Raw genomic sequence first — 12,711 nt, forward strand, 5'->3', positions numbered from 1 at the left:
TCGGCGCACGACACAAATCCGTAGGAGCGAGGCTTGCCCGCGAAGCTTTTAAACCTTCAACACCTTCCCGCCAATCGCCACTGCCACCAGCAACACCGCCATCAACCCAAAGGCAAAACTCAAGCTGCTGCCGTGGGCGATAAAGCCGATCACCGCAGGCCCGGCGAGAATCCCTGCATAGCCCAACGTGGTAATGGCCGGCACGGCGATGCTTTCCGGCATGACGGTCTGTTTGCCGACGGCGGTATAGAGCACCGGCACAATGTTTGAACAGCCAGCGCCCAGCAGCGCATACCCCACCAGCGCCGCTTCCCAACTCGGGGCAAATGTCGCCAGTGCCAGGCCCGCCGCGGCCGTCAGCCCACCGAATACAATCACCCGCGTATAACCAAGACGCCGAACAATCCTGTCGCCGGTCAAGCGCCCGACGGTCATGGTCAGCGCAAACGCCGCATAACCCAGCCCGGCATACGCGGTGTCGATTCCGCGCTCCTGCGCCAGGAACACCGCGCTCCAGTCGAGCGCCGCGCCTTCGGCCAGGAACACGATGAAACACATCCCGCCGATAAACAGCACGATGCCATGGGGTACGGCGAATGCCGGGCCGGAGCTTTCACTGCCGTAAGGCAACAGGTGCGGCGCGGCTTTAAGCAATGCCAGCACTAGAATCACGATCACCACCAACATCGCCCCCAGCGGCGAAAAACCCAAACCGAGCAGGGCGCTGACACCCGCCGCGCCGACGATCCCGCCGAGGCTGAACAGCCCATGAAACCCCGACATCATGTTCTTGCCGCTGGCCCGCTCGACGATCACCGCTTGCAGGTTCACCGTCGAATCCACCGTGCCCAGGCCCGCGCCGAACATGAACAACGCGGCGATCAACGCCGGAATCGAAGACACCGTCGCCAACAGCGGCAGTGCCGCACAGATCAACAAAGTCCCGCCGCTCAACACCCGACGGCAGCCGAAGCGCGTAGCCAGAATCCCGGCCATGGGCATCGCCAGAATCGAGCCCACCCCCAGACACAGCAGTAACAGCCCGAGGGTTCCTTCATCCAGCCCGGCCCGCGCCTTGGCGTAAGGCACCAGCGGCGCCCAGGCCGCGATGCCGAAGCCTGCGATGAAGAAGGCGATGCGGGTGGACATCTGTTCCAGACGTCCGGGGACGAAGGTGGCTTGGGTGTTGAGGTTGGTCATATCGATCCTTGGCAAAAAACGTCGCGTCCCCAAGGGACAGTGAACTACCGCAAGGGGTTCGATCACCTCGTCCGGGCGGGCTGCCGTCAGGCAGGGTGACATCCTTGCACAGCCAGCCGCTGTTTCGCGATATCGTCGACGCATCAATTGTTCATAGAGGGGGGCGCCATGACGCGGATGTACGATGCTCGAGGGAATATCTACACGGTGGTGGCGCCTGACACCCTGCGCGGCAGCGGTATAGAGCTGCCTGAACAGGCCAGCCGTGCCGCGCAAATCCGGGAGACCTGGGCGTTGTCGGCCATCGAGGCATTCTGCGGCTGGGCTCCCGGGACACAACCACCCGGCAGCAAGGCACATCGCTGCGATGGCTTGCTGGTGGGGCCGTTTCAATCGTCGCCGCCGTTTGACCTGCTGATCGTCAACACCGACGGCAGCCTGGCCGAGCGCAGTGGCAATGGCCTGACGATTTTTTCCCAGGCCCTGAGTGAACAAGGGCTGATGCCGGAAGAGGCCTGTCAGCTGCGGGTTCATCACGACAAGAGCGACGCGGTTTCGCCGGTGGAGACTTCAGTGAAACCCGCTGAAATCGATGGTGTGCAAGGGTTCTGGCTGGACCTGGGGCGGCCATCGTTCGGCCCTGAGGCGGTGGGTGCGCAAGGTGTTGAACCCGTGACGTTGACGGGGCGCGAAGTCAGTCATGTGCGGCCGTTGTCGGCGCTCAATCCTGCCTGGAACCACAGCCAGTTCGTGCGCATAGGTAATCCCCATTGCGTAACGTTGGTGACAGACGCCGTTGCGTTGCCGAGTAACGCGCAGATGCGCGAACCGGGGTTGGCCGACGGCTTGACCCGCATCGCTTACGCCATGCCGACCGGGGCAGGGCAGCCATGCGCGGCAGGGGTGAACCTGCAATGGGCGATGCTTGAGTCCGAGGGCCGAATCGTTGCTCGGGTGTTCGAGCGTGGCGAAGGGCCGACCGCCTCGTCGGGCACCAGCGCCAGTGCGGTGGCGTGTTCGGCGTGGCGAGTGGGTTGGGTGGCGGCCGGGGCAGTGAAGGTGGTCATGCCTGGCGGCACGGCGCCGATTTTGCTGGAGGAAATGGAGGGCGAATTGAGTCGGGTCAGATTGTTTGGTACGGCGCGGTTGATGGGTTGAATTCAAGATCGCCTTCGCGAGCAAGCCCGCTCCCACAGTAGTTTTGCGTCGATCACAAATCCACTGTGGGAGCGGGCTTGCTCGCGAAGGGGCCATCACATTCAACGATGTTTCAGCTCAGACCACTGAATTCCACCACCGGCATCTGCCGCTTCATCAACACCTTACCCTCGCGAACCGAATACAGCGGCAAACCCTGGCTGCGAATCACCTCATAATCGCTGTCCGCCGACAGAATCAGCAGATTCGCCGGTCGCCCTTGTTCCAGCCCATAACGATCACCCAGGTTCATGGCCTTGGCACTGTTGTCGGTTACCAGATCCAGCGCACTTTGCAGATTGCGATAACCGAGCATGTGGCAGATGTGCAACCCAGCCTCGAGCACCCGCAAAATGTTGCCGTTACCCAACGGATACCACGGGTCGACGATCGAGTCCTGGCCGAAGCACACGTTCATCCCCGCCTCGAGCAACTCATTCACTCGGGTCACGCCGCGGCGTTTCGGGAAGCTGTCGAAGCGTCCTTGCAGGTGAATGCTTTCGGTGGGGCAGGAGACAAAGCTGATCCCCGAATGCCCGAGCAGCCGAAAGAGCTTGGCGCAGTAGGCGTTATCGTAGGAGCCCATGGCCGTGGTGTGGCTGGCGGTGACGCGCGAACCCATGTCACGGCTGCGGGCCTCTTCGGCCAGCACTTCAAGGAAACGTGAGTGCGGGTCGTCGGTTTCGTCGCAATGCACGTCCACCAGGCAACCGGTGCGCTCGGCCAGGTCCATGAGAAACTTCACCGAACTGACGCCCTGATCCCGGGTGTACTCGAAATGCGGAATGCCCCCGACCACATCGGCGCCCAGGCGGATCGCTTCTTCCATCAGCTCCCGACCGTTGCGGTACGACTCGATGCCTTCCTGGGGGAACGCGACGATTTGCAGATCGATCAGATGACGGCTTTCCTCGCGGACTTCAAGCATCGCCTTGAGCGCCGTCAGCTCCGGGTCAGTGACGTCGACGTGGGTGCGCACATGCTGAATGCCGTGGGCGGCGAGGGTCTGGATGGTCTTCTTGGCGCGGGTCTTGGTGTCTTCGTGGGTGATGGTCGCCTTGCGCTCGCCCCAGCACTCGATGCCTTCGAACAGCGTGCCGCTCATGTTCCAGCGCGGCTCGCCGGCGGTCAGGGTGGCATCGAGGTGAATGTGCGGCTCGACGAAGGGCGGCACCACCAGATTACCGCCGGCGTCCAAGTCGTCAGGCCCCAGTGACGGGGCTTCGGTTTGCCGGGCGATGCTGTGAATCAGGCCGTTTTCCAGGTGCAACTCATGCAGGCCTTCTTGGTTGCGCAGGCGGGCGTTGATGATATGCATCAGGCAATCCTTCTAGAGATCTTGTAGTGGTGCGTCGGCGGTACGGACACCCAGTACCCCGGTCAATAGCACATACGTTAGCGCGGCTACAGCAATCCCTACCAGCGGTGCGACCCACGGCGAGCTGAAGGCGGCGATTGTGCCAACCGCATAAGCGCTCAGCCCCGGCCAGTTGAACGCAGGCAACAATGTGTCGGCCAGGCGTGGGTAGCGGCCCCGATAGCGAAAGAAAAAGTCCGCCATGATCACCCCGCCAATTGGCGGAATGACCGTGCCCAGCAGAATCAGGTAAGGCACCAGCATGTCGTACATGCCCAGCAGCGCCAGCAGCGTACCGATCACCGCACCGGCCAGGGTCACGGCTTTGCGCCGGCCGGTGCGCAGCAGGTTGCAGCCAGCGACGGCGAAGTTGTAGATGGTGTTGTCCTGGGTGCTCCAGATGTTGAGCAGCAACATCGCCATCGCGGCCATGGCGAAACCTTGCAACAGCAGCACTTCGACCACATCCGGTTGCTGATAGACGATGGCGCCGTAGGCACCGATCAACACCATCAGACCGTTGCCGACGAAGAAGCCGATCAGGCTCGCCAGCACCGCCACCCGCGCCGAACGGGAGAAGCGTGTCCAGTTGGTGGCTTGCGTCGCACCGCTGACGAATGTGCCGAACACCAGGGTAATGGCGGTCGACCAATCCAGCGTTCCGGTCGGAACCACCGCGAGCAAGCCCTCGAGACCGCCGACCTTCACCGTGGCGACCCACATCGACAGCATCAGCAGCAACATCATGGCCGGCACGGCGATGTACGACAGAATCTCCAACCCTCGATAGCCAATGTACGCCGTGGCGCAGAAGCCCAGGCCGAACAGCACCATCAACCCGAGAACCGTGCCCTCGCTCAGTTCGAAATATTTTCCCAGCACCACTGCCGCCGTCGCGGTGCCCCAGGCATACCAGCCGATCTGGGTGAAACCGAGGATCAGGTCGCTGAGTTTGCTGCCCACTTCACCAAAGCAGAAACGTCCCATCAGCACCGAGTTCAGGCCGCTCTTGAAGGCGATGTAGCCCAGCCCCGCGGCGTAGATCCCCAGCAGCAGATTGCCGACGATAATCACCGCCATCATCTCGCCGAAACTGAACGCCACACCAAGCTTGCCACCGGCAAACATGGTCGCGGTGAAGAAGGTAAAACCCAGTAGCACCATGGCGGTGGAGGCAAGTCCCTTGCGGGCATGCATCGGGACTTCGCTGAGGGGGTAATCGTTGCCCGAATCGTTCTGCGTCATATGGCGTTCCTTGCTGGATGGAGGACGCGGGGGGTGTTGCAGTGGTCGTGCCAAGCGTGGGGTGGCGTAGTTATTTATAGCCAAGCCGACGGAGTTGGCCCGCAGAGGGCTCGAAAGCGGTGCGGGGTTGAGTCAAATTGGAACATTTGTTGATCGTTCCCACGCTCTGCGTGGGAATGCAGAGCGTCCATTGAGGCATTCCCACGCAGAGCGTGGGAACGATCATCATCAACCGGCCAACGGCAAAAACCGCAGCAGCGCCGCCACAATCACCTCCGGCGCATCCTCCTGAACCAGATGCCCGGCATTGGCAATGGCATGAAACTGCGACCCCGCAATCATCTGTTGCAGCGCCCGGCCGCGCTCGATGGGAATCCACTGATCGTCCTCTCCCCAAAGAATCTGCACCGGGCAGCGAACCGTCGGATACAGCCCTTCGACCTCGCGGGTATAACGTTCATCCATCTGCGCGATCTGCCGATAGAACGCTGCTTGCCCAGGCTCCCCAAGCCATGGCCGCACATAGGGCGCCAGCTCTTGATCGGGAATCTCGCGCTTGATCGCGCCGCGAATATAGGCCGGCACAATCGCCTGCTGAATGTAATCGGGCAATCCGCTGAATGCGGCTTCATGCTGACGCACATGCTGCACGAATGGCGAACCCCAGGGCGACAGCGCCACTGGATCGATCAGCGTCAGGCTGCGGTAATCCTTGCCATTGAGCAGATGCGCGCGCAACGCAGTGGCGCCGCCGAAATCGTGGGCCACCACGTCTGGCCGTTGCAGGCCCCAGTGCTCCAGCAATTGCGCCAACAGCTGGTTTTGTACGCCCAGCGACACATCGCCGTCCGGCTGTGTGGATTGCCCGTAACCCAGCAGATCGAAGTAGTGCACCCGGTGCGTGGTGATGAAGTGCGGCGCAATCCGGTGCCATACATAAGAAGAGAAGGGCGTGCCATGCACGAACACCAGCGGCGGCCCGTCGCCACGCACGGCGTAGCGTACGGAATGCCCGTTGAAGCGATAGGTCTGAGCCAGCGGCCAGTCAGCCATGGGAGCGTCCTCTTGGCGTGTGCGAGCCAAGAAGCATAGGCATAAAAAAACAGCCATTGAAGGCTGTTTTATTATTCACTGACGAAACGCAGTTCCACCTGTGGGAGCGGGCTTGCTCGCGAAGGCGTCGTGTCAGGCTACATCGATGTTGACTGTGCCGCCGCCTTCGCGAGCAAGCCCGCTCCCACAGGGGATTTTCGTTGTCTTTAGATCGGTTTACTCACCGCGATAGATGCAACCGCTGGTGCAGGTCTCGTGGATGCGAATCGCGCTGAGTTCCGGCAGCAGGGGCTTCAATTCATTCCAGATCCACTTGGCCAGCACTTCGCTGGTCGGATTTTCCAGGCCGGGAATGTCGTTCAGGTAGTTATGGTCCAGGCGCTCGTAGAGCGGCTTGAAGATCGCCTTGATTTCCGAAAAGTCGCGGATCCAGCCGGTGTGCGGATCGAGGTCGCCGCTCAGGTGAATCGCCACTTTGAACGAGTGACCGTGCAGGCGACCGCACTTGTGGCCGTCTGGCACGTGGGGCAGGCGGTGGGCGGACTCGAAGGTAAACTCTTTGAAGATTTCCACAGTGATGTTCAGCTCTGTCAGGTGGCGATCGCCGCGGCGATAGGGGCAGGTGGCGAGTTTACCAGCTTGTGTTTGGCGATGCGGGAAAACACTGACCAGTGTCCTGTCTCACCAATACGCTCCTCTTTTGGCGAGTGGCTGTTGTCGTCAGGCAAGGCGCCGCGACGAGTCATAGCTCGCTATGGCGAGGAGCGGCAACGCAGCATGGCGACAACAGCCACCGTCAAAAAGGAACAGTATTGGCGAGACAGGGCACTAGAGGGTCAGCAAGCGCTCGCCGAGGCGACCGTTGGCGGTCAGTTCGAGGAATTCGTCACCCATCCGGCGGCTTTCATCCATCGTCACGCGCCAGTACTTTTGCCGGCTCGGGGCGTCGCCCATGAAGCGCTTGAAATCGTTACGGTCCGGCAGTTTGCCGTAGGGCAGGCGCGACAGATATTCCTTTGATGGCGCCAGCAACAGAACATCCTGCAAGCGCGCAGGACAGGCGCGGCGCCACGGCAGCGTCTTGTCGAACCAGCCGGGGATCACTCGATCAGTGAAGTGCGGATACAGCACGATGTCATTGCCGCTGTAGGGCAAGTCGAGGTGATAGTCCAGCAGTCCGCCATCGCGAAACGTCCCGTCACCGGCACCCGGCAGGTCGCGCACGCCTTGCATGACCATGGGGATCGAACCCGAGGCGAGGAGGGCCTGGCGCAGGTTGCCGGCATCCAGCGCAACGAAGCGCGACGGGAAGTCATTCAGCGCGTTGACCGGTGGCGCCAGACGCGGGTCGTGGAGGATCAGCCGCTCGAAATGCCGCGACAGCCGCGCCCGCCCGCACAGGTTGTCAGCGATCACCGATGACAGGCCCAGCCCCAGCCGACCGCGATGATCGTCCGCCAGCAGGCCGTGACTTTTGACCACCATGATGTTCAGTCGGTAGTGGGCGTTGTCCAGAATCGAGGCATCGCGGCCGTCGAGCAAGTCATCGAGCATGCGCCGGGAACTCTGGCTGATCTGCGCCATGGTCACGCCCTTGGCGAAATTCTGCTCGGTGTACAGATGACCGAGGCGACGGATGCCTTCGGCGGCATCCGGCAAGCAGGCGCTGGCGAACCGCCAGGAACCCACCGAGGCGCCGATCAGCGAACGCTCCCGGGGCGCCGCCGGCAGCCATTCGCCGAACAGCGCCAGATCCAGCCCCTGAATTCCCAACGCTTTCGGGCCACCGGCAGCGCCCGGCAGCGTGCCCACATCGGCGGCGCTCAAGCCATTTGCACGGATGCGCGCCAAGGCTCGCGGGCCGGCCTTGACAGTCAGGGAAGGGAACTTGATGTGGATCGCGGTCATAACCGGTCTCGATGTCTGGCAGGCGGCGATTATGTGGGAGCGGGCTTGCTCGCGAAAGCGGTGTAACAGTCGACATTTTTGCTGAATGTTGAACCGCCTTCGCGAGCAAGCCCGCTCCCACAGGTTTTGTGTATGGCTGCGATATCGTGGTGCTATTCCCAATGATGGCAATTCAGTTTCAGTTAAGTTCGAATCACTAAGGTGACCCTCGTAGCAACACATAAAAAAATACGGAGACACCCATGAAAATCCTGACTGCCCTGTTCACCGCCTCCATCATCGCCATGACTGCCAGCATCGCTCACGCGCGCGACCTCGGCCCCGACGAAGCCCTGAGACTGCGCGACGCTGGTACCATTGTGTCCTTCGAGAAGCTCAACGCCACGGCATTGGCCAAACACCCCGGCGCCAAAATCAGCGAAACCGAGCTTGAAGAAGAGTACGGCAAGTACATCTACCAGGTGGAACTGCGCGACCCGCAGGGTCTTGAGTGGGACCTGGAATTGGACGCTGTCAGCGGGCAGGTTCTCAAGGATCATCAGGATACGTAATGAAGGTGTTTTGTTTAAATCGGCGCACCAGCAGTCGGATGGCGCTGGCGCTCCTGGCATTTTGCTCGGTGGTCATGGCCCGCGACCTGGATCAGGACGAGGCCCTGCGCCTGCGCCAACAAGGTGTGATCCTGCCGCTGGAGCAGCTCTTGCAGCAAGCGCTGGACCTCTATCCCGGGGCCAAGCTGCTGGAAGCGGAGCTTGAGGAAAAGCACGACGTCTACATTTACGAGGTCGAGCTGCTCACCGCCGAAGGTATGGTGCGCGAGCTGGACCTCGACGCCACCACCGGCCATTTACTGAAAGACAAGGAAGACTGACCGATGCGTTTGCTCCTGGTGGAAGACCACGTGCCGCTGGCCGACGAATTGATGGCCGGCCTCAACCGGCAGGGTTACGCGGTGGATTGGCTGGCCGACGGCCGCGATGCGGTGTACCAGGGCAGCAGCGAGCCTTATGACCTGATCATCCTTGACTTGGGACTGCCGGGTTTGCCGGGGCTCGACGTGCTGGCGCAATGGCGGGCCGGCGGCTTGGCCACGCCAGTGCTGATCCTCACCGCGCGCGGTTCCTGGGCTGAGCGGATCGAAGGTCTCAAGACCGGCGCCGATGATTACCTGACCAAACCGTTTCACCCCGAAGAGCTGCACCTGCGAGTCCAGGCATTGTTACGCCGCTCCCACGGTCACGCCAATCAGCCGACGCTCAAGGCCGCCGGTTTGCATCTGGATGAAGGTCGCCAGTGCGTGACCCGCGACGGTGCGGACATCCAGCTCACCGCCGCCGAGTTTCGCCTGCTGCGTTATTTCATGCTGCACCCTGAACAGATCCTTTCCAAAAGCCACCTCGCTGAACACCTCTACGACGGTGAAACCGAGCGCGATTCCAACGTGCTGGAAGTTCACGTCAACCACCTGCGACGCAAGCTCGGCCGCGGCGTGATCGAAACCCGTCGCGGTCAGGGTTACCTGTTCGGCGGGCAAGCCCAGTGAAGTCGATCCAGCGCCGCTTGAGCCTGGGCCTGATCAGCGTGATGGTGATCGTCGGCCTGGTGCTGGCGCAAACCAGCCTGTGGCTGTTCGAAATGGGGTTGCAACGCTACCTCGAAGACGGGTTGCGCAACGACAGCGAAAACCTGCTGGTGGCGCTGGTGCGTGGGCCGCAGGGTTTGCAACTGGATGAGCGGCATTTGTCGCCAGCCTATCAGCGACCGTTCTCCGGGCATTACTTCCGTATCGATTTCGCCAACAGCCATTGGCGCTCCCGCTCGTTATGGGATCAGGAGCTTCCGCAGCTTGAACATCCTGGCCTGCATAGCAATCTGCAATTGGGGCCGGAAGGCCAGCAGTTGTTGGTGTTGCGTTCGGACTATCGCCGGTTGGGCCAAGCGATTTCCATCAGCGTCGCCCAGGACTACACCCCGGTGCGCGAGAGCTTTCGGCGCATGCAGCAGGTCGGTCTGGGGTTGGGGCTGGCGGGGCTGTTGTTGATTTTGCTATTGCAACGGATCACCGTGCGCCGCGCCTTGCGCCCCCTGGAAAAGGCTCGCGAGCAAATCGCCCAATTGCAGCAGGGCCAGCGTTCGCAACTCGACGAAGAAGTACCGCTGGAGCTGGAACCGCTGGTGGCGCAGATCAACCATTTGCTGGCCCACACCGAAGACAGCCTCAAGCGTTCACGCAACGCCTTGGGCAACCTCGGCCATGCCTTGAAAACCCCGCTGGCGGTGTTGTTGAGCCTGGCTTCCAGCGAAAAACTCGATGCTCACCCGCAGTTGCGCAAAGTCATGCAGGCGCAACTGGAACAGGTTCAGCAACGGCTCAATCGCGAACTTAACCGCGCCCGGCTGTCCGGGGATGCACTGCCGGGAGCGTTGTTCGATTGTGATGCCGAGCTACCGGGGTTGTTAGCCACGTTGAACATGATCCACGGCGAACACCTCGACTTGAGCTACCGCGCGCCTGCCGGTTTGCAACTGCCGTGGGATCGCGAAGACTTGCTGGAGTTGCTCGGCAACCTGCTGGACAACGCCTGCAAATGGGCGGATGCCGAGGTGCGGCTGAGCGTGGTCGAAACGGCTGAAGGGTTTGAGTTGAGCGTGGAAGACGATGGGCCGGGAATTCCCGAAGAGCAGCGCACTCAGGTGTTCAGCCGCGGTACCCGGCTGGATGAACAGACGGATGGGCATGGCTTGGGCTTGGGCATCGTGCGCGACATCGTCGATACGTGGGGCGGGGTGTTGAAGTTGCAGGAAAGCGAGTGGGAAGGGTTGAAAGTCACGATCGAACTGCCCAAACGCTGACTCCGATCCAAAGAACACTGCTTTACCTGTGGGAGCGGGCTTGCTCGCGAAGACGGCGGCACAGTCAACATCGATATCGCCTGACACAACGCCATCGCGAGCAAGCCCGCTCCCACATTGGATCTGTATCGCCTGCAAATTTTGCGGACAACCGCTAACCCTGTGGGAGCGGGCCTGCTCGCGATAGCGGCGGCACAGTCAATATCAATGTCGCCTGACACAACTCATACCCTTATGCCACTGATTCACACCCTGTATGAGCTACCGAAGGCTGCGATCTTTTGATCTTCTGGCGTCATCGAGGTCGTTGAAAATCAAAAGATCGCAGCCTTCGGCAGCGCCTACAGGTGTTGGCTTTGACAAGGCAGCAGCGGTCCGGCACAGTGCGCGCCCTCTAATAAAACCCATTTCTCCTAATCCGCTGGCGGCGCTCATACAGACTGCCGGCCGGACTCATTCCGTTTGGCGGTGATTGCCTCACCGCGCTGCTTTGAGGTAACAACAATGAATGCAGTAATTGCCGCGGTCGGCATCATGCTGATACTCAGCCTGTCCCGCGTGCATGTGGTGATCGCGCTGATTGTGGGGGCGCTGGTCGGTGGTTTGACCGGTGGCCTGGGCATCGACGCGACCCTTAAAGCTTTCAACAGCGGCCTCGGCGGCGGGGCGACTGTTGCGTTGTCCTATGCCTTGCTCGGCGCGTTCGCGGTGGCCATCGCCAAGTCCGGCCTGGCCCATGCGCTGGCCGACAGGGCCCTGGCCATGGTCGATCGCCAGCACGCCAACGGTGGCGGAAACGTCAAATGGCTGCTGATCGGCCTGCTGTGGGTGGTGGCCATCGCCTCCCAGAACATTTTGCCGATTCATATCGCCTTTATCCCGTTGCTGGTGCCGCCACTGTTATATGTGCTGACCAAACTGCAACTGGACCGTCGTTTGATTGCCTGCGTCATTACGTTCGGTCTGATCACGCCGTACATGTTCCTGCCCGTGGGCTTCGGCAACATCTTTCTCAATGAAATCCTGCTGGCCAACGTCGCCCGTAGCGGGGTAGACATCAGCGGTATCAATGTCACCCATGCCATGGGCATTCCGGCGCTGGGCATGGTGTTTGGCCTCGCGGCGGCGTTCATCAGCTACCGCAAGAAACGCGTTTACGACCTCGAGAAAATCGAGAAAGTCGAACAGGTCGCGGTGCAGTACAACCCAATGAGCCTGATGATCGCCGGTCTGGCGATTGCCGCTGCGTTCATTGTTCAGTTGCTGCTGGACTCGATGATTATCGGGGCGCTGGTGGGCTTCCTGATCTTTTCGGTGTCGGGCATCGTCAAATGGCGCGACACCGATGACCTGTTCACCGAAGGCATGAAGATGATGGCGATGATTGGCTTCATCATGATCGCCGCGTCCGGGTTTGCCGAAGTGATGAAAGCCACCGGTCATGTGCAGACGCTGGTGGAGTCCTCGGCGTCGTGGATCAACCACAGTAAAGGCATCGGAGCGCTGTTGATGCTGCTGGTCGGATTGTTGGTGACCATGGGCATTGGCTCGTCGTTTTCCACCGTACCGATTCTGGCGGCGATTTTCGTGCCGTTGTGCGTGCAACTGGGTTTCAGCCCGATCGCCATCGTGTGCATCGTCGGCACCGCCGGTGCGTTGGGCGATGCCGGGTCACCCGCGTCGGATTCGACCCTGGGCCCGACCTCCGGTCTGAATATCGACGGCCAGCATCATCACATCTGGGACACCGTGGTCCCGACCTTCCTGCACTACAACCTGCCGCTGCTGGTGTTTGGTTGGGTGGCGGCGATGGTTCTCTGATTTCGCTCCCGTAGGAGCCAGGCTTACCGGCGAAGGCGATTTCGAGGACGCCTTCGCCGGCAAGCCTGGCTCCTACA

12 protein-coding genes are annotated in these 12,711 nt (G+C 61.2%); 6 read left to right on the plus strand and 6 right to left on the minus strand.

All coding sequences use genetic code 11. From position 1 onward, the window contains the following. Window positions 1–48: 48 nt before the first annotated feature. Window positions 49–1,200, minus strand: a complete 1,152-nt coding sequence (locus tag KW837_RS26295; protein ID WP_218399066.1) for an MFS transporter — start codon at window positions 1,198–1,200, stop codon at window positions 49–51. 168 nt (window positions 1,201–1,368) lie between these two features. Here KW837_RS26295 and KW837_RS26300 point away from each other — a divergent pair, with 168 nt between their 5' ends. After that, entirely contained in the window at window positions 1,369–2,358 is a 990-nt protein-coding gene (locus KW837_RS26300) for a diaminopimelate epimerase (protein ID WP_218399067.1), read from the plus strand. A 112-nt stretch (window positions 2,359–2,470) separates the two neighbouring features. On the opposite strand, the gene codA is transcribed toward KW837_RS26300, so the two are convergent. From codA to KW837_RS26325, 5 genes are all read right to left on the minus strand, one after another. Then, window positions 2,471–3,715, minus strand: a complete 1,245-nt coding sequence (gene codA, locus KW837_RS26305; RefSeq protein WP_063340985.1) for a cytosine deaminase — start codon at window positions 3,713–3,715, stop codon at window positions 2,471–2,473. A 12-nt stretch (window positions 3,716–3,727) separates the two neighbouring features. Continuing rightward, complete coding sequence (gene codB, locus KW837_RS26310; RefSeq protein ID WP_123497898.1) at window positions 3,728–4,999, minus strand: cytosine permease; 1,272 nt, start codon at window positions 4,997–4,999, stop codon at window positions 3,728–3,730. Window positions 5,000–5,227: 228 nt separating this feature from the next. Continuing rightward, window positions 5,228–6,052, minus strand: coding sequence for an alpha/beta fold hydrolase (locus tag KW837_RS26315; RefSeq protein WP_218399068.1), 825 nt, complete (start codon window positions 6,050–6,052; stop codon window positions 5,228–5,230). A gap of 216 nt (window positions 6,053–6,268) precedes the next feature. Then, window positions 6,269–6,625, minus strand: a complete 357-nt coding sequence (queD, locus tag KW837_RS26320) for a 6-carboxytetrahydropterin synthase QueD (protein WP_003173033.1) — start codon at window positions 6,623–6,625, stop codon at window positions 6,269–6,271. Window positions 6,626–6,880: 255 nt separating this feature from the next. Continuing rightward, on the minus strand, window positions 6,881–7,960 hold the full coding sequence (locus tag KW837_RS26325; protein ID WP_218399069.1) for a patatin-like phospholipase family protein: 1,080 nt from the start codon (window positions 7,958–7,960) through the stop codon (window positions 6,881–6,883). A 242-nt stretch (window positions 7,961–8,202) separates the two neighbouring features. Between KW837_RS26325 and KW837_RS26330 the strand changes: the two genes are divergently transcribed. From KW837_RS26330 to KW837_RS26350, 5 genes are all read left to right on the plus strand, one after another. Continuing rightward, the gene (locus tag KW837_RS26330) at window positions 8,203–8,511 is read left to right on the plus strand and encodes a PepSY domain-containing protein (RefSeq protein ID WP_123497891.1); all 309 of its coding nucleotides are present in this window, start codon (window positions 8,203–8,205) and stop codon (window positions 8,509–8,511) included. Further along, window positions 8,511–8,831 (plus strand): PepSY domain-containing protein, encoded by a 321-nt coding sequence (locus KW837_RS26335; RefSeq protein WP_218399070.1) that lies wholly within the window; start codon window positions 8,511–8,513, stop codon window positions 8,829–8,831. The genes KW837_RS26330 and KW837_RS26335 overlap by 1 nt, the downstream gene beginning before the upstream one ends. 3 nt (window positions 8,832–8,834) lie before the next feature. Continuing rightward, window positions 8,835–9,503, plus strand: a complete 669-nt coding sequence (locus KW837_RS26340) for a response regulator transcription factor (RefSeq protein WP_218399071.1) — start codon at window positions 8,835–8,837, stop codon at window positions 9,501–9,503. Beyond that, window positions 9,500–10,813, plus strand: a complete 1,314-nt coding sequence (locus KW837_RS26345) for a sensor histidine kinase (RefSeq protein ID WP_218399072.1) — start codon at window positions 9,500–9,502, stop codon at window positions 10,811–10,813. The genes KW837_RS26340 and KW837_RS26345 overlap by 4 nt, the downstream gene beginning before the upstream one ends. A gap of 504 nt (window positions 10,814–11,317) precedes the next feature. After that, complete coding sequence (locus KW837_RS26350; RefSeq protein ID WP_123497885.1) at window positions 11,318–12,634, plus strand: Na+/H+ antiporter family protein; 1,317 nt, start codon at window positions 11,318–11,320, stop codon at window positions 12,632–12,634. The last annotated feature ends 77 nt before the right edge of the window (window positions 12,635–12,711 follow it).

Source organism: Pseudomonas sp. PDM24 (assembly GCF_019218905.1).
Classification (GTDB): domain Bacteria; phylum Pseudomonadota; class Gammaproteobacteria; order Pseudomonadales; family Pseudomonadaceae; genus Aquipseudomonas.